Below are 20,056 nucleotides of genomic sequence, written 5' to 3' on the forward strand. Positions count from 1 at the left end.
GAACTATTTACTATTCAAATATCGTTTGAGGTTAGAAATTGTTTTAATATTTAAACTTTTGGCCTGTTGCTCTCTCATCATTAAAGCATAAGCGTTATTAAACCCGATGGGCTTTAGCCAGCTTATCTGGTACTGTTTTTTAAATTCCCGCTGCACATAATTGTAAGTACTATCCTTATTTTTTGTTACCTCATTTATTGTTTTTGCTGAGGCTTGTAATATGGCCAGTAAACCAGTGCCCGTGTATTCCGGATAAAAATCTATCTGGTCATTAGTTAAAGCATCAAAGCAAATTTTGGTACCACCCAGTCCTGTTTTTGTTGATACATCATAATTGGTATATCCTTTTATAAGCATGCTGTACATATTGGCCAGTATATATTGTTCGCCAAATATTTTAGAGCCGATGCGTACAATATTCTCTTCATTGCTCTTGCGGGCTGGTTTAAACAGTTTATGGTTTACTAAAAAGTCTTTGGCCACCCTTTCAGGGCTTTGGTGAAGATAGTCAGTACGGTAATTTAAATCGGTCATCACGGAATCATTTATTTTGCCGGATAGCAAATTCAGTGTTTTTTCCAACTCGGGGAATTTCTTCAATGCATCGTCCCTTACAATAGGCGCGGCATAATAAGGTGGGAATATGCCTTTATCATCATTCAAAACTACCAGGCCGTAAGCTTTTAACCGTCCGTCGGTAGAATATCCGCTGATCACATCCAATTCTTTTTCATAAGCAGCCTTGTACATTACGGCATCGCTTATCACAATGGTATGTATCTTTAAACCGTATTTACTCTCCAGCCCCAGGTTGCCATCCTGCCGACCCATAAACTCGGGTGTAAAGCCCGCTGTGAGTTTACTGCCGTATGCAGTAGGAATAAAATAAAAAGATGATAGCAAGAGCAATACAACGGGCAAAGCATAACTACTGCGTTTTAATTTCCTGAAATTGAGCTTTTGTACCAGTGATAGCAGGAAATCGAAAATAATGGCCAGTAAAGCTGCCGGGATAGCTCCGGCCAAGATCATATTGGTATTATTAAGCGATATGCCGCCGAAAATAAACTCGCCTAAGCCGCCCGCTGCTATGAAAGACGCCAATGTTGCCACACCCACATTGATGACCGTAGCGGTGCGGATACCCGCCAAAATAACAGGCATAGCCAGGGGTAGCTCTACCTTGATCAATATTTGCCATTTACTCATGCCCATGGCCATTGCCGCTTCTTTCACCGCGGCGTCGATACCGGTAATGCCGGTATAGGTATTCCGGATGATGGGAAGTAGGGCATACAATAACAAAGCAACAATGGCTGGTTTTGGTCCAATGCCCAACAGGGGGATCATAAAGCCCAGCAGGGCTATACTCGGGATGGTTTGCAATATCCCGGCAAAGCCCAAAACAGTACCGGAAAGCTTTCTTTTGCGGGCGATAATAATACCCAGGGGCAAACCCACAAGCACCGCGAAAAAGAGCGAAATAAAGGTAAGCCCGATGTGCTGCATGGTTTGTACAGCCAGCTTATCGGCCTGCTGCTGCATGAATTCCAGTAAGGTTTGCTGATGTTCATTCATGCCCTTGCTTGTTTTTATATTGATTAAATGCCGACATGAGTTGCTCAAACCCAACGGTTTTTAATTCGTTTTTATCTTTGCTGATGCAGACTGTCTCTGAATCGGTAAACTTAAAGTGTTCCAGCGCTGTCCACAGGTCCGTATGGGCTGATAATGGGGAGGTATGGGTTTCCTTATGGTGATTAGGCAACAGATTCCAAATATCCAGTAATCGCATCGCCTTAAATTCCAACTGTAGACGCTGATCTTTCAGAAAATCCTTCACAAATTTATTGGTGGGCTTAAACAGCAAATCGGCCGGTGTGCCTGATTGTACGATTTTTCCCTGATCCATGAGGCATATTCTATCGCCCAATTCAAAAGCTTCCTGCACATCATGGGTAACCATGATAATAGTTTTTCTTTTCAACTCATCAAGCGCCTTAAATTCTTTATGGATAGCAGCCCGCGTAACATTATCCAAAGCGCCAAAAGGTTCATCCATCAATAAAACCGGCGGGTCAGATATCAAAGCCCGGGCCAAGCCAATACGCTGCTGCTGACCGCCACTTAATTCATTGGGATAAACATGCAGGTAATCAGAACTGAGATGTAGTTTCTCCATCAGCTCGGCTGTGCGGTCGGAGATTTTCTTTTTATCCCACTTTAGCAATTGTGGTACTATAGCAATATTCTCAGCCACAGTATAATGTGGGAAAAGGCCATTGTTCTGTAAAACATAGCCAATGCCACGTCTTAGCGTTTCTGGCTGTTCGTCTGTTATGTTTTTCCCATTGATAAAAATACTGCCTGATGTTGGCTCAATAAGCCGGTTGAGCATTTTAAGTGTGGTAGTTTTGCCGCAACCACTGGTGCCTAATAAAATAAGGTTCTCTTGTTCCTGAACCTCAAAGCTAATGGTATCAACAGCCTTAACTTTGCCGAAGCGCTTGCTTATATCTTTAACCTTTATCATAAACGGGGGCTAATCCTCCAGGGTCATAAACAGATTATTTAATGATTCCGAATACAGCGGATGAGCAAACACACAATAGCGTATCCGATCATAAGTAATACCACCCTCCATCGCCATTTGAAGTACGGTCATGATCTCACCGCCTTCGGGTCCTAAAACGGTAGCACCTAGTATTTTTTTTGTTTGGGTATCAACAATAGCCTTCATAAAACCGCGGGTGTCGCCGGTTTCAATAGCTCGGGCTACATAGGCCATGGGTAGTTTGGCTACCTTGTAATTCAACCCTTGTTTTTTAGCCTCCGTTTCATCTATCCCTACCCTGCCCAATTGCGGATCGGTAAACATGCAATATGGTACGGGCCGGTCGTTTATATTCAGATCTTGTTTCTCGATCAGGTTGCGGTAAACAATGATATAGTCGTTATACGAGATATGGGTAAACGCTGGTCCTCCTTTTGCATCTCCAAGCGCATAGATGCCGGGAGTGGTAGTTTCCAGTTTGCTATTTACTTTAATGTTTCCTTTTTCGTCAGTGGCTACATCGGTCAAGGGTAAGTTAAGTGTTTCTGTTTGAGGGGTGCGGCCAACCGCTACCAATACATGAGTGCATTTGACCTTTTTTTCTTCGCCATTTACAGATATAGTGGCGGTTATTTTACCACCCTTTTTCTGCTTAAATCCGGTAGCCTGTGTTTGATTATGAATAGTAATAGCCTCTGCTTCCAGTATCTTTTGCATTTCGGCAGAGATGTCCTCATCCTCATGTGATACGATCCGGGCTGATTTTTCCAATATAGTAACCTTGCTGCCGAACCGGCGAAACATTTGGCCAAACTCCAGACCGATATAATTACCACCTAATATCAACAAATGTTCTGGAACATAATCCAGATCGAGTATGGTTGTTGATGTCAGATAATCAATATCATTCAGGCCTTCTATCTCCGGGATAAAAGGCTTAGCGCCTGGGTTTAAAAATATAAGCTCGGCTTGCAGGGTTTGTTTTTTGCCATTGTTCAATGCTACAAGAATGGTTTTATGACCTGAAAAAGTAGCCTCGCCAAATAATACATCAAGATTTGGGGTCTTTTCTGCAGCATGCAAGCCTCCGTTGCGCGAGCGGAGTACGATATCGTCTTTGCGTTTTTTAATTTGAGGCATATTAACCGAAAACTTTTTTACAGCTATACCAAGCTCTGCGCTTTTGCTTGCCATATAAGCTGCTTTTGCCGATGCCACCATGGCTTTTGTAGGTGTACAACCGTCGTTTACGCAAGTGCCTCCATAAAACCGCTTTTCAATAATAGCGGTCTTTTTGCCCGCGTTAGCCAGCTTTTTGGCTAATGGAGCACCCGCTTGCCCGGCGCCAATGATAATGGCATCGTATTTCTTCATGTTTATTCGGTTATTTTAACACCTTTCCAAAAGGCCACATAATTGGTAATGTGGTTGGCCGCCTCCTTTGGTTGGGGATAATACCAGGCAGCATCCTGATTTTTTTTACCATCAACATGCAGTGTATAATAAGACGCCAGTCCTTTCCATGGGCAGGTAGTATGAGTATCGGTATTTTCAATATATTCGGCCTTGACGCTTTCTATAGGGAAATAGTGATTGTTTTCGACCACGATGGTATCATTACTTTCGGCTATGACCTGATCGTTCCAAATTGCTTTCATAAAGTATGTTTTATTTATTTATAAAGATAGCTTTAACATGGCAAAGATTTACAATGATAAAGGCATGATTTTGTTTGAGACGCTTTAAAACGGGTAGTATTTATAGCTAAAATATTTTTTTTAAATTTTATTTTTAATTTATCGGTAAAGCTATATCTTTGCAATCCCAAAACAAGGGGAAATAAATAAAAAAGGCCCGTTCGTCTAGGGGTTAGGACGTTAGATTTTCATTCTAGAAACAGGGGTTCGATTCCCCTACGGGCTACGGAAAACAATATCGAAAAACACTAAAAGGCTGCAAATCAAACATTTGCAGCCTTTTTTGTTGGTATCAAAACGCCATTTTATGCACCAATTCTCATTAAAAAAGTGAGTTATTCGGTGAGTAAAAAATGGCTGAGTTTCTACTCACCAGATCTTATATAATTAACTGAAAATCAACATGTTTAATCATTGAACATCTTGATTTCGCAAAGATGCAAGCTTACATTTGTTTACTCTTAAAGCTTGTTTATGAACACAAATTTCACCCTGCTTTTTTATTTAAAGAAGCCAAAAGCCTGGATCAAGGGTCCGGTACCTATTTACACCCGAATAACCGTTAACGGCAAAAGGTCTGAACTGTCCGCAGGAAGAGAGTGCGAACCAGATCGCTGGAACTCCAATGCCGGGAGATGCATTGGCACGAAAGAAAGTGCAAGGATGCTTAACGCCTATCTTGATACATTGCAGCTAAGAGTGCGCCATGCGCATCAGATCCTACTGGAAAGCGGTCAGACCGTTACATCTGAAAACATCAAAAACCAATTGTGCGGGAAGGCAGAGAAGAATAGATATTTAATGCAGTTATTCAAGGAACATAATCAACGAATGGAAACGCTTATTGGAAATGGATTTGAATCTAATACACTCAAAGGCTACAAAACATCAATCAAGCATTTGACCGCCTTTCTAAAAACCAATTATGGACGGAATGATATCGAAATACAGAGTCTAAATCATGCTTTCATTGTAGACTTTGAATATTACCTGAAGTCAGCTTGCAAGTGCTCCGGTGTATCAGCCGCTAAATACATCAAGCATTTGAAAAAGATCGTTAATCACTGTTTGGCAAATCATTGGTTAAAGGTTAATCCCTTCTTGAAATTCAAGTCCACAGCGAAAGCCACCGAACGAACATTTCTCACACAGCCAGAACTTGACGAAATTGTACACAAGAAATTAACCATTGAACGGCTATGCCAAGTCCGCGATATTTTCGTTTTCTGCTGTTATACGGGCCTTTCTTATGCGGACGTGCAAAAATTAAGGCGCATCGAAATTGGCACCGGAATAGACGGAGAAAAATGGATCTTTACTACCCGTCAGAAAACGGATACCAGCTCACGCATCCCACTTTTGCCACGGGCACTTGCAATCATCAAACGATACGACAACCATCCGCAATGTGATGTTAAAGGCTTGCTATTGCCTGTTTTGAGCAATCAAAAGATGAACGCCTATCTTAAAGAAATTGCTGATCTGTGTGATATTAAGAAGCATTTAACTTTTCATCTTGCTCGTCATACATTTGCGACAACAGTAACTCTTTCCAATGGAGTGCCTATTGAAACCGTTAGTAAAATGTTGGGCCATACTCTTTTAAAAACGACGCAGCACTATGCCAAAATACTTGATGTAAAGGTCAGTGATGACATGAAAGCGTTGAAGAAAAAACTCTCTTTATCCCAAAACAAATCAAAAGCAATATGAACAAGCCGCTAATAATCAATGAAGAGAACATCTTTGAAAGGATATATCATCAGGAACACCAAAGTAGTGCTTGACAGGGATTTAGCAGAAATGTACGGCGTGAAAGCGATAAGGCTAAGAGAACACGTAAAGCGGAATCTCGAACGATTTCCGCCACATTTTATGTTTCAGTTATCAGATGAAGAAACGGAGTTTATGGTATCGCAAAATGCGATACCTTCAAGGCAGCATCTGGGCGGTACATTGCCTTATGCATTCAGCGAACACGGCATTTTAATGTTAGCGAAGGCAAATGCACGGCCAGCATTATTGATCAGCACGCTTAGTTCCGGATACTTTTCAGACACCTGTGTTACAAGATCACATTGACAATATTTTTGAAGATATTATCAAAGGCAATATCAAATAGCGGCTAATTAATCTTCTTCCAATTCCCAAGCCTCGTAAGTTAACTCACGGGAGCCGGATAATTTACAGTTGATAAATCTGATGTCATTGTTTAACTCATAGAATTATTGATTCAAATAGCATATATTTCATTCAAAACTTCCAATTGCTCAACGATTTGGTTTGAATTCTGCCCAATCCGGGGATAATATCGATTCTCCCGAGGCTGTACAATTTAACCCCGCAGTAATCGAGCAAATGCGCTTCTTAAGCCAATTAAAGCATATTTGATCTAACCCACACTGTATTTGTCGAACCAATGAGCAGATCAGACACCTGCTCATTGGATTTGATCTGAGGACTTGACTGATAATTTAATGAAATTGATCATCGGTGATTCAATCTTTACAGGCAACTTTAATATTGATTTACCGAGCGCTTTAGCTTTTTCTAATTGGCCGGTGCTCCGGTAATATTGATAGAGCTCGAACCTTGCTCGGGATCGGTTAGGAACCATGTTTATTGCTTTGATAAAGATTTCGAAATAATTGGGGTTAAAGTTGAAGACCTCACGAAATCAAATTTTTTAGCGAACTATTTATTTCGAAGGAGCAAAAGCGCCCGTAGTTAACCAGGTGATCCACGCCTTTTTAAATGCCGCATGGCTCATCGGAGGAAGCTTCCGGCCTTCGCCCGGGTTCCAGCCGGAGAGCACCAATCCATCATCTGCATGTTCGATGAGCTTCTTGATGTCCTTATGCCCGTTTTGGTTAGGATCGATCAATTGTTTGGCTAACTGTCGAGGCGTACGGCCCTGGAAAACCATTTTTATATTGGCCGGTGGTAAGTGCCAGTTCGGGTTTCCGGGCGGCGTATGCAGGCCTGGCGTATTAGTTGGCTGGTGACAGTTAGCACACTTCATAGCATACACCCCTTTACCGTCGATACCTCGTTGTGGCAGCATGGTATGGAGGTGATTATCATCGCCCTGAAGCGGAACATTGCCTGCCGGATGGCAATTCATGCACCTGGCACTCATTAATACGGTATACACTTGTTTAAAAGCTTTTACAGAGGCTACACTGTCTTTACGTATCACCGGATAGCTGCCCGGTTCATCATTCCCTGATTTAAAGGACAACACGACCAACGCGCCGGTAAATAATACAAGACTGATGAAGATTAATTTTTTCATGCCTGTTTAATAAGTTTGGTATTCATGATGGGTAAATTGTATATGCGTTTACCGGTTGCGGCAAAAATGGCATTCACTATGGCCGGTGCCGTAGGCGGTACTGCACACTCACCTGCACCGCCCATTTTCTCTTTACTATCTACAATATATACATTGATCTCGGGGCTTTCGTTCATACGGGCAATACGGTAATCATAAAAATTATTTTGCTGTACCTGTCCATCTTTTAGGGTAAGTTCGCCGTAAAGTGCCATAGTTAAACCAAAAATGATCCCGCTTTCCATCTGTGCCTTTACGCCGTCGGGATTTACGGCGAGGCCGCAATCAATTGCACAATCTACCTTGTGTACGCGAACAGCGTTATCCACTATGCTAACCTCGGCAATTATAGCAACGTAACTGCCGAACGCTTCATGAACGGCTACACCCTTAAATCTTCCAGGAGCTAACTTTGTTTTCCAGTTGGCTTTAGCGGCAACCAGGTTTAGTGCTGCAAGATGACGTGGCGAACTTTTTAACAAAGTTTGACGATAGTCAACCGGGTCCTGTCCGGCGGCATAAGCCATTTCATCTACGATGGTTTCCATTGCGTAAGCCGTATGCGTATTCCCTACGGAACGGAACCATAATATAGGCACAACTTCTTTTGTGGTATGCAAGCCCACATAATGATCCGGGACAGTATTCAGATAGGGCGAACCCTTAACACCTTCTACAGACGTATCATCTACAGGTGGCGGAGGGCCAAACATTTTTGCTTCACCCATAATTGATTGCCCCACTATATTATGGTTCCAGGCCATGGGCATGCCTTTTTCATCTAAACCTACTTGTACGTTATGCACAAAAAATGGCCGGTAATAGCCGCTTTTCATGTCATCTTCGCGTGTCCAAACCATTTTTACAGGCTTGCCACTGGCTTTGGCAATATGCACCGCTTCAATTACAAAATCAGAAGCTGGGGTGGCGCGTCTGCCAAATCCGCCGCCAAGGAATGGGATATTGATTTTAATGTTTTCGGGCTTCATGTTTAATAGTTTGGCAACATTGGCCTGGTCAACACCCGGCAACTGTGTTCCGGCCCATATCTCGCAATGGTCCCCATCAATTTTGGCTGTACAATTCAAGGGCTCCATGGGTGCATGCGCCAGATAAGCAAATACATACTCGGCAGATATATGCTTGGCCGATTTGGCCAGCGCGGCATCCGCATCGCCTTTTGCCTGCGCAGATACGCCTTTGGTTGCGGCGAGCCTTTTATAAGCGATGGTTTGCGAAGTGGTGTTTAGTGCAGTGCCCGGGCCATTATCCCAGGTTACCTGCAAAGCTTTCCTGCCTTGCTGTGCCGCCCAGAAATGGTCGGCAATAACGGCCACACCACCCGGTATCTCAACAACCTGTTGAACGCCCGGTACAGCTTTGGCTTTAGTAGCATCAAACGACTTTACCTTGCCTCCAAAAACCGGTGCATGGGCAACCATCGCGGTAAGTAAACCGGAGAATTGCATGTCCATCCCAAACTTTGCCTCGCCGTTGGTCTTTACCTGGGCATCCACACGTTTGGAACCTTTGCCAATGTATTTCCAATCGGAAGGCGGTCGCAATGTTACTTGTTGCGGAGCAGGAAGTTTAGCGGCGTCTCCTGCTAATTCGCCGTAACTGAATTTTTTATCTCCTGCTAAAACAAAACCTTTTTCTGTTTTGCAATTGGTTACCGCAACGCCCGAGCGCTGAGCTGCCGCCTGCGTAAGCAAGGTGCGGGCAGTAGCCCCGGCATTACGGTAACGGTCAAACTCAGACCAGGTAGAACTTGACCCTCCCGTGATCTGGATGCCGTAAATGGTATGGTTGTAAGCTTTATCCACTCCGCCATGCCTGACGATGATCTGATCAAGGTCAACGTCCAGTTCCTCCGCCAGCAGCATCGGAAGTGTTGTCCAGATACCCTGTCCCATTTCTACGTGACTGAGGGTCACTGTAACCGTATTATCGGTTCCGATATTTAAAAAGGCGTTGGGTGTAAAACCTCCGGCAGCGACAGGTTTGGCCAAAGCGCTCAGTTTATTGGCCTGTGGAATAGTAAATGAGATAAGCAGGCCTCCACCTAAAATAGCGCCCGATTGTATAAAGTTTCTGCGGTTCATGATTTTGCTCCTCCCTGATGCATTTTAGCTGCCTGATGGATCGCCGCACGAATACGCGGATATGTACCACAGCGACAAATATTTCCCGACATAGCATCGTCTATATCCTGATCGGTAGGATTTGGGTTTTCCCTGAGCAACACAGCTGCTGACATTAACTGACCAGACTGGCAATAGCCGCATTGCGGTACATCGGCTTCCTGCCAGGCTAACTGTAATGGATGATTATTATTGGTCGATAAGCCCTCGATAGTCGTCACTTGCTGACCTGCTGCCCGGCTTACTTTGGTGACGCAGGAACGAACAGCTTCGCCGTTCAGATGCACGGTGCAGGCACCGCATTGCGCAACGCCGCAGCCAAATTTGGTTCCTGTTAAACCCAGCAGGTCACGAATGACCCATAACAGGGGCATATTGGGGTCGGCAGCTACTTCCCGGGGCTGTCCGTTTACAGTTAGAGAGATCATAAGCTAAAGTGTTTATATAAAGCTACTTAATTTAGTATTCAAAAAGTTACGATATTCAAACTAAAAATTACGAAAATCAAACTAAGCTCTCTTGGGGTGTTATTGCCTAATTTAATACTTCTAGATTAGAAAATTGTTTTAGCTTCAAAACTTCATTTAGGTATGATGGATAGTTTTCAAGGTCTTTGGCAATGTCGCTTCTTGTGAAAATGTCAAAACAGTTGTAGCCGTCCATGATTTCATAAGCACAAAACGATAATTGCTGGTAATGTTAAGGAAAAGGTCTGCTGTACGTTCAATAAGCCCTAAAGGCCTTCTTAATGTTAATTGCCTGGTACGCCATATGCTTTCACTATCCTTGTAGCCGTATTTTTACTATTTTAAATTCTGCCTGAAAAATATTTCCAATTTATCAAAAGGGATTAAGTCTGTTTTATCGTATAAATCTACGTGCCCGGCATTCGGAACAATATACAATTCTTTGGGCTCTGCTGCACGTTTGTATGCATCTTCACTGAATTCCCTTGAATGAGCATGATCACCAGCAATAAAGAGCAGTGGACGCGGCGAGATCGTTTCAATATCATTGAATGGATAGAAGTTCATAAACTTCACTTCAGCCGTAGTTGTGCGGTTTTGTGTCAGTTCCAGGGTCCTGCCCTTAGGAATATGTATGCCACGCGGTGTACGGTAAAAATCGTAGAACTCACGCGTAATGGAATCAGCATTTGCACTCAACTTTACCGGCAGATAATTACGCCACTGAAACTCTCCGCCCATAAATTCTTTGTAACGATCATCTGCGGCTCTGGCAATAATTTCTTTACGCTGCTCAAGCGATTGCGAATTTTTGATGCCGTTTCTGGTAACAGCTCCCATATCGTACATGCTAACCGTTGCAATTGCTTTCATGCGTGGATCAATTTTAGCAGAACTGATCACAAAACTTCCGCTGCCACAAACGCCAATGGCACCAATCCTTTCCCTATCCACAAACGAGCGGGTGCCTAAAAAATCAATTGCTGCCATAAAATCTTCGGCATATACATCGGGCAAAACTGCATTGCGTGGCTCACCTTCGCTTTCGCCCCAAAACGACAGGTCAATAGCTAAAGTAATAAACCCCCGGTCGGCCATGTTCGAAGCATAGACATCGGCACTTTGTTCTTTTACAGCACCCATAGGGTGCCCAACAATGATTGCCGGATTTTTCTTATGCTGATCCAAACTTTTAGGAATAAAAAGATGTCCGGCTACATTCATCTGGTATTGGTTTTTAAAAGTAACCGCATACTGGGCAACGTTATCGCTTACTTTGAAGGTCGTAAACTCCTTCGGTGATATTTGTTTCATATTTACTGCTTTTGATTTTTGATTTGATTGTGCATAAATTTGTCCCAGGATTATCAGGGACATTACTGTAATACTGAATAGTCGTTTCATATTTTTGCTGTGTCTCCTTGTTTAAAAAATTGATCTGATTTCCTTTGCCGGTATTCCTCCCACAACAGTATTGTCCGGAACATTTCTGCTGACGACTGCACCGGCGGCAACCACTGCGTTTTCGCCGATGATCACACCGGGTAAAATGGTTGCAGCGGCACCGATCCAGGCATTTCGTTTTATCAAAATCGGTTTACATAGCATCCCCCGCCGGTCTTTCGGATCAAGCGGATGATTCTCCGTAATGAGATTCACTTTCGGGCCAATGAGCACATGGTCTTCAAGCGTGATGCCACCCATATCCAGGAAGGAACAAGCATGATTGATAAAGACGTGTTTACCTATGTTTATGAAGCGACCGAAATTGGTATAGAACGGTGCAAATATGGTGGTACTACTATCCAGCGTAGTGCCAATAATCTCACTAAGTTTTGTTCTTACCTCATCTACACTAGTTGCGGCATGGAGTGCCGGTGATAATGCCAGTGTGCGGCTGACTACTTCATCTACCCTGAAAAACTCCGGATCATCCAATCTGATGAGTTCCCCCGTTTTCAATCTTTCGAAAATATCTTTCATAAGGCAAAGGTAGGTCGCCCCTTACCTCTGCTGTTTATGAGTATCAAACCAATGATTAAGGATTTCAAACTTCCAGGATACGAAGCGATGATGGATTAGTGCCTGTCATACGCTTAAAATAGTTATTAAAGTAGCTCGGATATTCAAAGCCAAGGGCGTAGGCAATATCCGCGATGTTCCAGTCAGTATGTTGTAAAAGGGCTTTCGCTTCGCTGATGATCCGCTCGGCAATATGGGCAGTGGTTGGTTTGCCGGTCACTTCTTTGACCATTCGGTTAAGGTAATTGACATGCAGGGCGAGATTTTGCGCATAATTCTGTGCCGTTTTCAATACTAATGGCTTATCTAGACTTTCGATGGGAAACTGCCTTTCCAACAACTCAAGAAAAACCGCGGTGATCCTATTGGCCGCGTTCTTATGCTGATCAAAGTTCTCAGAGGGTTGCAATTTCATTGCTTCATGCATGATCAGGTTAATATAATTGCGGACCAGGTCATCTTTAAAGGCATAACCACTTTTCTGTTCCTTAATCATTTTCTGGAAAATGGTATTCAGGAAAACTCGTTGCTCCTCGTTGATCGTAAGAATAGGTGTGCCGCCTATTTTAAAAAAAGGTGACTGCTGCAGGATATCTGCGCGTTCCGAAACGTTAAGAAACTCCTCTGAAAAAAGACAGGTGTAGCCGACGTATGTGGTCGATATGGTTTCCCATGAATAAGGAATATGCGGGTTGCCAAAGAACAAGACTGTACCCTCTGCCTTAAAACTCCGGTCGGCGTAGTGGATAATGCTTTTACCCGTAGTCAGGCAGATCTTATAAAAGTCCTTTCGGCTATAAAAGCGTGTGGCATGGCTATCATCTTCGAGCTGGAAGGCATTGAAACCTTTCAACTTGAGCTCATTGTTGAACTCAGATATGGACCGTTCCACGTCATTTTTCATAATACAAAGTTAAGAAAATCAATACAGTGTTATGCGGGTTTAGACAAGCAATACATTGTTTGTTATAAGCCAGATAATCGGAAAATAACCGATTATCTTATTAAATAATAACACATATATCTTTAGCATGTCACAGAATAAGGGCTTAATGCTGATTCTACCTGGATATTGCAACGTGCATAAGGGTTTGCTTAACGCCTAATTAAAATGACTTTTATTCTGAAACATTTTTCCAGCTAAGCACATTATATTTTGTTCTTTTTTCATTTTCAGAACCGCCGTAGATCAGTGTCTTATTTACTTCGGCAGGGGCAGCGATTTCTTCAAAACGATCCATTTCTTTAAATAAACCGGGGCTAATGGTTTGAGTTGCCTTGATCTCAAAAATGGAAAAGCTTTGCCCTTTCATCATCAGCAGATCAACCTCATGGGCATTACTATCCTGCCAGAAATAATAATCCTGATGCAGATATAAGTGATGATTCTTTTTTTGATATTCAGCCAGTATCATATTCTCAAATATGTGTCCTTTCAATCTATTCTCTTCCAATTCTTCAGGTGCTCTAATTCCTAACAGATGATTCAACAATCCGGTATCATAAAAATATAATTTAGGGCTTTTGATCAAACGCTTATTGAAATTTTGATGATAAGGCTGTAGAAGAAATATAATATAACTGCTTTCGAGTATGGATAACCACGCCTTGGCTGTGTTATGTGAAATATCACATTCATTAGCTAAGGCGCTGAAATTTAACAATTGGCCCGCACGTCCCGCACACAAGCCTAAGAACGTCCGAAAGAGTTTCAAATCCCTGATATTCATTAATTCCGTTACATCTTTTTCTATATAAGTTTGAATATAATTGGCATAAAAAACAACGGGATCAATATCCCTGTCGAAGATAGCCGGATAGAAACCTTTAATGCTGGCCTGGGTATAGGAATCTGCTAATAAGCCTCCATGCTTTAATTCAGTAAAATCCAAAGGGAGTAACTTAAATAAGGCTACCCTGCCGGCCAGTGTTTGCGTAATGCTATTTAGCAAATGGAAGTTTTGTGACCCCGATAGGATATATTGTCCCATTATTTTGGATTCGTCAACCCTGCTCTGTATATAAGAAAATAAAGCCGGTGCCCGTTGCACCTCATCTAAAATAACTTTCTGATCATATTGATTCAAAAAAGCAATAGGATCTTCTAATGCGAATGAACGTGTATTTGGATTTTCCAGTGTCACATAACGGTAATCACTAAAAAGCTCTTTTAACAAGGTTGTCTTACCCGATTGCCGGGGACCAGTAACCGCTAAAACAGGAAATTTTGTTTGCTGGGCCTTAATAATAGGTGCTAACTGTCTTTGTATAAAATTGCTCATTTCTTATAAAACTATAGACAAACTTACAATTTACATATAATATACTTACAATTTACATAGATTAAATTGACAATATACATAAAAATAAGCACTCCAAAAAGGAAAGAGATTAGTGGACACAGCTAGACCCTTTAGACACATTTGTTTATATGAGAAAAAACCTTTGGACGACAACAGCGGGCATACTATCTAGTGTTTAGAAGCAGAGGTTTAGGAGACCTAAATTGACAAGTATTAAGTGTCAAAATAACCCCCATTCCCGCTGACATCTTTTAAATTCTCCAACGCATCAACCGATGTACTCTCTATAAGTGGCGTCGCCGGTACCTAACTATGAATTTATCTACACCTTTCATAACGGTAAGGCTGTAATTTGCTTCCTTTGTATCGTCGAAACATTACCTGATAACATTCACTTAGTTTCTTTAAGAATCCATCGTAAAAGGATTCAAAATCCTGCTTTAAAACAGTAAGTCTTCGTTGGTTTTCATCCAGCCAATTCAGCAGGTATTCATCTTGCAGATTACCAATCAGATGAAAATGATAATGTGAAGACGTTATTGGTTCAATAATAAAAAGCGATACTTTGAAATAATGCTCACTGATATCTTTTCCATTTGCCTTAATAATCGGGACAAGTTGATAATAGTCACCGTTATCACTTAGTACGAAGCTGATGTCAAGCTCACTCATAGTAATCTGGCTTACTTTTAGATCCGTTTTTTTCGGGCGACTGGGAAGGGTATTTAAATTATACGAATAGGAACTTTTAATGTGTTGTTCAAATCTGAGTTTGGGAATTGCCTTTCGCCATAAATTGAGCATTAAGGGCATATATTCCTTGGTAGCCGGTGAATATTCGCCTTTTACTTTATTGAACGGGATAGAAGTTGCTATTTCGAACATAGCATAGCTGATCTCATTAAGTATAATTTGCTCTTTGGAAAGATTCAAACCATGCTTGAATTGCTTTACGTTTTTGAGATAAGTTTTATAGTAACTAATACCATCCCCGCTTTTAGTTGTTGTGCCAATAAAAGGTATCAGAAAGGGTAAATGATTGCGGTAAAAAGAATGTGAATTATAGAGTAGTTGATAGCCTAACACATCATGAACACCCTCCTTTTTAAATGCGGGCTCCGGTAGTTTTTGCTCAAACGACACATCATCTTGCTTTTTAAAGCCTAATCCCCGTTTGAATAAATTGCCAAAATCAAAACTGGGTTTAATATAAGCATCCTGTTGTGTGAACCTGATATCCAAATACTTACTTATACCTTCTGCATCCGGTTCGAAGCCAGGCCAGTAGTAAGGCTCAAGCCTGCCGAGTTTACGATGAATAATATTGCTTAACGCCCGATAAGCATGCTCGCATAATACCTGTCCCGGCATACCACAATCACAGGCAACATGCAATGTGCCCATTTCAACGCGAAAGTAAATCTGCTGAAAACGCATTTCATCCTTTTGTAGCGCCAGCGTAAATACACCTGTATGGTAATCAACAAATACACTATTTAGCTTAACCTTTTCCTTGTTTATTTTCTTATAAGCAGGAAAGTGCTTATAAAGCACTTCTTTATGTAATAACAAGTCATTATTGCATAATGGTATTGTATAAAAAAACAGCTCTTCATACTTGACTTTTTCGCTGTTATTGACCTTTGTTTTCTTTGTCATCATGGCATTACTGTTAACGTTGTTAATCAAAAAAAGGCAGTAGCCCGCTGCCGCCAGGGCGTCAGAATTATTAATGATATGATGAGCACAAATAATTGATGCTTTCCGGCTGGCACTTCTCTGCTAAAAATCTCGCCGTATTTTTGATCCATTTAGGTATTAAAGCATCATTGCTCTCTTCTGCCGTCAATTTATAGCTTACTTACAGGAGTCTTTTTATATCGATTCCTCTGCCGATAAATTTTGCTGCTCCAGCTGCCCACGGTAAAGTGCCTCGGCTTTGGCTAATAATATCCCGACTAAACGTGTCACAGTTTTTACGGGCTCTTCGTCAGCGGTAAAATTTTCATCATAACGTGCCTTGGAATAGCCGTTCTGTAGTAAATTGAAGATCTCTTTACCTTCCTCAGTGTCCAGACTGAAGATCACTACCAGGTCTTCAGTGAAAAGCAGGGTTAGCGACATTAGTTTTGACAAGCTGTGAACAGATTGCCGGTAGCCGAACAGTATTTGCAGCGCACCGATCAAGGTGTGTTCTGCGGCCTGGTGCAGCAGGAATAAGGCTAACTTGTTATTCCCTTCCTCTAAATAGCGTTTAGCGCCCTGAAAGAACTCTTTTCCATTGGTACACCATCGTTTCCAGTTGGCGTTTATAGCTGCTTTTTGTTGTTTTGGAGAGAGCACATGGGGTGTAGGCAGGTAAAGACCTTCAGAGGTATAGACATTGATCCCTTTTTCAAATACAATAGACCAGAACCGGCCCTTACTGTTAATTCCATCAGCCGCGCTTTGCACCTTATGAACGATTGGGTAAATGTTCGTGAGTGCCTTGGTGTTATCGATCAGCTTATTAACAATACTATGCTCTGGCATTTTTTCTTCGTCATCTACCAGTATCAAAAGGTAATAAGTAAAGGGTTTTGGGTAACTGCCCAGGTAAGTAATAGAGCGTATTGTCGGTATAATTTTTAAGAGGTGCCCAGTAACCGTATCGATTCCCAGTTTTTCCGCTGGTGTCATCTTTGGTTCAAATGGTTTTATCGTGATCGCTTTTGGGTCAATAAACAGATTTTCTTCTGCTATTTCCGGCACTTTATCGCTCAATATTTTATCTGACCTTTTGATAGCTATTTCTTTTTCATCTTGAAGCTTATCATATTTATGTTTTATTAATGTCCGGATACCCTCAGTTTGCTGAATAACCCAGGCTGCGTCATATAGCTGACTAAGATTACGGTAAATCGTCTTCATTTGGGTTATGACCTCGTCGTCATGAATGGGGCGATTATACATAGCACCATATAACCAGTATTTCAGATGATCACGGTATCGTTGCACATTGATGTCCTTGTATGTTTTTTTGAGTATTTTATAAGGATTGAGTAGTTCCTGTTCCGAAAGATCGTCCGGAAAATAGATCCATTCTTGCCTTGCCTTTTCCAGCAGTTTCGGTGTGAGTAGGTTTTCGTGTCGATGACCGCCTTTATAGGAAACCCATAATAAATAACAGGCCTCGACTAAGCGAACGACCTGTTCACTGATAAATAAAAGTTCACCGGGACCGTGTGGCTTTCCCTTGAAATAGGTGTCAGCGGTAACTGCCTTTCGCCACTGTTTGAGATCTTTTTTGTGAGTGTCCGGCCAGCTTCCGAAAAACTGATTCAAAACCAGATATGGATTCTGCACTTCTTCGAAGTACAGGTTCTTGGGATAATGTTCCCATGGTGCATGATATCCGAGACGCATACTGACTCAATTGTTACCGGCCTACATTGACCGGCAATACAAATCTGGTTATCGCATAAATGCTAACCTATTCTGTGGATTTCTAAAGAAGAATAATAGTCAGGTAATTTATCCCCGTAAAGACCTAAACCAGCTTTATCACCTAAGGTTATTTTTTTATTACATTTGTCTAAATCATTATTTATAATACATCTGACCAATGAGCACAACTGCCGAAAACCCAAACAAGATACACCAGGGCCGTAATGTGAAACGTTTCCGTGAAATGTTAGGCTTAAAACAAGAAGCCCTTGCTTTGGAATTAGGTGGTGAATGGAGTCAGAAAAGGGTTTCTCTTTTAGAACAGAAAGAAGTAATCGAAGATGATATTATAGAACAAGTTGCCAAAATATTAAAAGTTCCAGAAGAGGCAATCAAAAATTTCAATGAAGAAGCCGTATTCAATATAATTGGAAATACAGTAAACAATCACGATCAAGCAGCTTTTTTTAACTACTACCCGACTTTTAACCCCATAGATAAATTGATAGAACTTTTTGAGGAAAACAAAAAGCTTTACCAAGAGTTACTGGCAAGTGAACGTGAAAAAGTTGAATTACTTAAGAAGCAGAGTCATTAATGTAGCTTGATGCCGATATTATTTTAAACGCATTATGTTATTTCTAAACCAGTAAGATCGATCCTTACTGGATTTCGCGTTAAATATAAAGCTATGATTGTAGCTTATTAGAGCAATTGATTTATTCTATTACCTAACCTTACACGATAAAAATGAGTATTGAAAAGAGTGCTGTTAAATCAGCGAGTAGAAAAGGAGATAACATATTTGATAAGTACTTTGCATTTTTAGAGATGATCAAAATGCATCAGGCTAAGGAACGTCCAGTTGATTATTCCCCTCTTGGGAATGTCTTAACAATTCTAGATAGAAATATTGTAGATCTCCATCAATTGAAATTAAATGAGGAATCCCTTCGAATTGCGCTTGATCTTATTGTAATAAAGACTCTTCAAGATTGGTTCCCCATTTTGGAGTATTTATATAAAGATGGAAAGTTTGTTGCATATCTCGCTTATAATTTATTGGGCCTCTGTTATATTTTTGATATCCGCGACTCAAGCTTTATAACAAATAAGAGTTCGTTTTTCGGCCCCTCCATTGATTACGATAAATTGCTATTGGAAGATCTAACTGGCACTAGAACTGCAAGCTACAAACGTTCAGTTACGCTTGCTATAATGGCTAGTAAGGACAAAAATAATTTCGTTCCTTATACTGAACTGGGCGAAGGGTTCGAAACAATAAACTTTAAAATTAAGGATAGATACGAAATGAAAGCGTTTGGCTTTCATGACGAACTCTTAGTTGGAGATATCGATATTGAACAACTCAGGTCAAACGTGAAAGGAATGAACTTAAAAGACTTGATAAATAAATATGAAAATAGCCTTTATAAGCGAGCTGTGAGTCAATGGGATGTAGTGATCACAACACCTGATCACCGTCCAAAAGCAACAACCTTTTTCAATATGTTATTTTGTTTATCAAAGGCTATAGAACTTATCAACGATGAAGATATTAATATTGAATTGGTAAGTTGGGGCAATGGGTCTAAATGGGCGAAACTAGTTATCCAATTTAAGAGTTTATGGGCAAAAGAAGAAACTCAGGATGTTTTGCGAAAATCCAAGCAAGCTTTAGACGCTGAACTTTTTGGTAAACGAATTTCAGAAGTTCAAAAAAATGAGGCAGAGATCAGCAAAATTCATAAAGAAATCGATAATCTACCGGAAAAGGAATTAGCGAAGGAATCAAATGCGTTAGATATTGAAAGAAAAAAATTAGAGCTTTTAGAAAAACAGGTGGATATAGAAAACAAGTTATTGGAGGGCCAATTAAAAAGAATTGATATAGCGACAAAGCTTTCTAATATGATTAAAGAGGGGCTAATGCAAAATGACAGCGATATACAGGTTGAAATAAATAACTTGTTATTTATTAATAAAAGTACCGGGAAGCAACTTACATATGACATCGACTCCATATCAGAACGTGAGTCTGTTCAGCCCAAACCCGATCAACTTGATACCCCTACCCAACAAGGTTAAGGCTTGTAAACTAAAGATCAA

Annotated in this window: 17 protein-coding genes and 1 tRNA gene; 5 read left to right on the top strand and 13 right to left on the bottom strand. The window is 41.2% G+C overall.

Annotated elements, in window-relative coordinates; all coding sequences use genetic code 11:
- Nucleotides 1-3 precede the first annotated feature (3 nt).
- From BLR84_RS24930 to BLR84_RS24945, 4 genes are read right to left on the bottom strand one after another with little or no spacing between them, the layout of a single operon-like run.
- Complete coding sequence (locus BLR84_RS24930) at nt 4-1,578, bottom strand: ABC transporter permease/substrate-binding protein (protein WP_090472983.1); 1,575 nt, start codon at nt 1,576-1,578, stop codon at nt 4-6.
- Nucleotides 1,571-2,533 carry an ABC transporter ATP-binding protein gene (locus BLR84_RS24935; protein ID WP_090472984.1) on the bottom strand — a complete coding sequence of 321 codons (963 nt, stop codon included), beginning with the start codon at nt 2,531-2,533 and terminating at the stop codon, nt 1,571-1,573. Before BLR84_RS24935 ends, BLR84_RS24930 begins: the two co-directional genes overlap by 8 nt.
- Nucleotides 2,534-2,542: 9 nt before the next feature.
- Nucleotides 2,543-3,928: a mercuric reductase gene (locus BLR84_RS24940; RefSeq protein ID WP_090472985.1), complete on the bottom strand. Its 1,386-nt coding sequence runs from the start codon at nt 3,926-3,928 to the stop codon at nt 2,543-2,545.
- A gap of 2 nt (nt 3,929-3,930) precedes the next feature.
- Entirely contained in the window at nt 3,931-4,212 is a 282-nt protein-coding gene (locus BLR84_RS24945; protein WP_090472986.1) for a DUF427 domain-containing protein, read from the bottom strand.
- A 193-nt stretch (nt 4,213-4,405) separates the two neighbouring features.
- Between BLR84_RS24945 and BLR84_RS24950 the strand changes: the two genes are divergently transcribed.
- The 3 genes from BLR84_RS24950 to BLR84_RS24960 all read left to right on the top strand — a co-directional run bounded on the left by BLR84_RS24950 (nt 4,406) and on the right by BLR84_RS24960 (nt 6,333).
- Nucleotides 4,406-4,477 (top strand) — tRNA-Glu (locus BLR84_RS24950).
- A gap of 248 nt (nt 4,478-4,725) precedes the next feature.
- Nucleotides 4,726-5,964, top strand: a complete 1,239-nt coding sequence (locus tag BLR84_RS24955) for a site-specific integrase (protein WP_090472987.1) — start codon at nt 4,726-4,728, stop codon at nt 5,962-5,964.
- 18 nt (nt 5,965-5,982) lie between these two features.
- A complete protein-coding gene (locus BLR84_RS24960) occupies nt 5,983-6,333 on the top strand; it encodes an ORF6N domain-containing protein (protein WP_218128479.1) in 351 nt (116 codons plus the stop codon).
- Between the two features lie 616 nt (nt 6,334-6,949).
- On the opposite strand, the gene BLR84_RS24965 is transcribed toward BLR84_RS24960, so the two are convergent.
- The 9 genes from BLR84_RS24965 to BLR84_RS25005 all read right to left on the bottom strand — a co-directional run bounded on the left by BLR84_RS24965 (nt 6,950) and on the right by BLR84_RS25005 (nt 17,926).
- Entirely contained in the window at nt 6,950-7,546 is a 597-nt protein-coding gene (locus BLR84_RS24965; RefSeq protein WP_090472988.1) for a hypothetical protein, read from the bottom strand.
- A complete protein-coding gene (locus BLR84_RS24970) occupies nt 7,543-9,690 on the bottom strand; it encodes a xanthine dehydrogenase family protein molybdopterin-binding subunit (protein WP_090472989.1) in 2,148 nt (715 codons plus the stop codon). The genes BLR84_RS24965 and BLR84_RS24970 overlap by 4 nt, the downstream gene beginning before the upstream one ends.
- A complete protein-coding gene (locus tag BLR84_RS24975; RefSeq protein WP_090472990.1) occupies nt 9,687-10,157 on the bottom strand; it encodes a (2Fe-2S)-binding protein in 471 nt (156 codons plus the stop codon). The genes BLR84_RS24970 and BLR84_RS24975 overlap by 4 nt, the downstream gene beginning before the upstream one ends.
- 375 nt (nt 10,158-10,532) lie before the next feature.
- Nucleotides 10,533-11,510 carry an alpha/beta hydrolase gene (locus BLR84_RS24980; protein ID WP_218128482.1) on the bottom strand — a complete coding sequence of 326 codons (978 nt, stop codon included), beginning with the start codon at nt 11,508-11,510 and terminating at the stop codon, nt 10,533-10,535.
- Nucleotides 11,511-11,621: 111 nt separating this feature from the next.
- Nucleotides 11,622-12,179, bottom strand: coding sequence for a DapH/DapD/GlmU-related protein (locus BLR84_RS24985; protein ID WP_090472992.1), 558 nt, complete (start codon nt 12,177-12,179; stop codon nt 11,622-11,624).
- 64 nt (nt 12,180-12,243) lie between these two features.
- Nucleotides 12,244-13,122 (bottom strand): helix-turn-helix domain-containing protein, encoded by an 879-nt coding sequence (locus BLR84_RS24990; protein ID WP_090472993.1) that lies wholly within the window; start codon nt 13,120-13,122, stop codon nt 12,244-12,246.
- Nucleotides 13,123-13,336: 214 nt separating this feature from the next.
- Nucleotides 13,337-14,500, bottom strand: coding sequence for an ATP-binding protein (locus BLR84_RS24995; protein ID WP_090472994.1), 1,164 nt, complete (start codon nt 14,498-14,500; stop codon nt 13,337-13,339).
- 339 nt (nt 14,501-14,839) lie between these two features.
- Nucleotides 14,840-16,183: a hypothetical protein gene (locus tag BLR84_RS25000; protein WP_143013994.1), complete on the bottom strand. Its 1,344-nt coding sequence runs from the start codon at nt 16,181-16,183 to the stop codon at nt 14,840-14,842.
- A 213-nt stretch (nt 16,184-16,396) separates the two neighbouring features.
- Entirely contained in the window at nt 16,397-17,926 is a 1,530-nt protein-coding gene (locus BLR84_RS25005; protein ID WP_090472996.1) for a HEPN domain-containing protein, read from the bottom strand.
- Nucleotides 17,927-18,125: 199 nt separating this feature from the next.
- On the opposite strand from BLR84_RS25005, the gene BLR84_RS25010 reads away from it, so the two are divergent.
- Both BLR84_RS25010 and BLR84_RS25015 read left to right on the top strand, forming a co-directional pair.
- A complete protein-coding gene (locus BLR84_RS25010) occupies nt 18,126-18,545 on the top strand; it encodes a helix-turn-helix transcriptional regulator (protein WP_090472997.1) in 420 nt (139 codons plus the stop codon).
- 152 nt (nt 18,546-18,697) lie between these two features.
- Nucleotides 18,698-20,035: a hypothetical protein gene (locus BLR84_RS25015; protein ID WP_090472998.1), complete on the top strand. Its 1,338-nt coding sequence runs from the start codon at nt 18,698-18,700 to the stop codon at nt 20,033-20,035.
- Nucleotides 20,036-20,056 lie beyond the last annotated feature (21 nt).

It is taken from the genome of Mucilaginibacter sp. OK268, assembly GCF_900103125.1.
Taxonomy (GTDB): Bacteria; Bacteroidota; Bacteroidia; order Sphingobacteriales; family Sphingobacteriaceae; genus Mucilaginibacter.

Coding starts and splice junctions, on each gene's coding strand:
- BLR84_RS24990 (WP_090472993.1), bottom strand. CDS start 13,122: ATGAAAAATGACGTGGAACGGTCCATATCTGAGTTCAACAATGAGCTC.
- BLR84_RS24955 (WP_090472987.1), top strand. CDS start 4,726: ATGAACACAAATTTCACCCTGCTTTTTTATTTAAAGAAGCCAAAAGCC.
- BLR84_RS24975 (WP_090472990.1), bottom strand. CDS start 10,157: ATGATCTCTCTAACTGTAAACGGACAGCCCCGGGAAGTAGCTGCCGAC.
- BLR84_RS25010 (WP_090472997.1), top strand. CDS start 18,126: ATGAGCACAACTGCCGAAAACCCAAACAAGATACACCAGGGCCGTAAT.
- BLR84_RS24930 (WP_090472983.1), bottom strand. CDS start 1,578: ATGAATGAACATCAGCAAACCTTACTGGAATTCATGCAGCAGCAGGCC.
- BLR84_RS24935 (WP_090472984.1), bottom strand. CDS start 2,533: ATGATAAAGGTTAAAGATATAAGCAAGCGCTTCGGCAAAGTTAAGGCT.
- BLR84_RS24940 (WP_090472985.1), bottom strand. CDS start 3,928: ATGAAGAAATACGATGCCATTATCATTGGCGCCGGGCAAGCGGGTGCT.
- BLR84_RS24970 (WP_090472989.1), bottom strand. CDS start 9,690: ATGAACCGCAGAAACTTTATACAATCGGGCGCTATTTTAGGTGGAGGC.
- BLR84_RS25000 (WP_143013994.1), bottom strand. CDS start 16,183: ATGATGACAAAGAAAACAAAGGTCAATAACAGCGAAAAAGTCAAGTAT.
- BLR84_RS24965 (WP_090472988.1), bottom strand. CDS start 7,546: ATGAAAAAATTAATCTTCATCAGTCTTGTATTATTTACCGGCGCGTTG.
- BLR84_RS24960 (WP_218128479.1), top strand. CDS start 5,983: ATGAAGAGAACATCTTTGAAAGGATATATCATCAGGAACACCAAAGTA.
- BLR84_RS24945 (WP_090472986.1), bottom strand. CDS start 4,212: ATGAAAGCAATTTGGAACGATCAGGTCATAGCCGAAAGTAATGATACC.
- BLR84_RS25005 (WP_090472996.1), bottom strand. CDS start 17,926: ATGCGTCTCGGATATCATGCACCATGGGAACATTATCCCAAGAACCTG.
- BLR84_RS25015 (WP_090472998.1), top strand. CDS start 18,698: ATGAGTATTGAAAAGAGTGCTGTTAAATCAGCGAGTAGAAAAGGAGAT.
- BLR84_RS24995 (WP_090472994.1), bottom strand. CDS start 14,500: ATGAGCAATTTTATACAAAGACAGTTAGCACCTATTATTAAGGCCCAG.
- BLR84_RS24985 (WP_090472992.1), bottom strand. CDS start 12,179: ATGAAAGATATTTTCGAAAGATTGAAAACGGGGGAACTCATCAGATTG.
- BLR84_RS24980 (WP_218128482.1), bottom strand. CDS start 11,510: ATGAAACAAATATCACCGAAGGAGTTTACGACCTTCAAAGTAAGCGAT.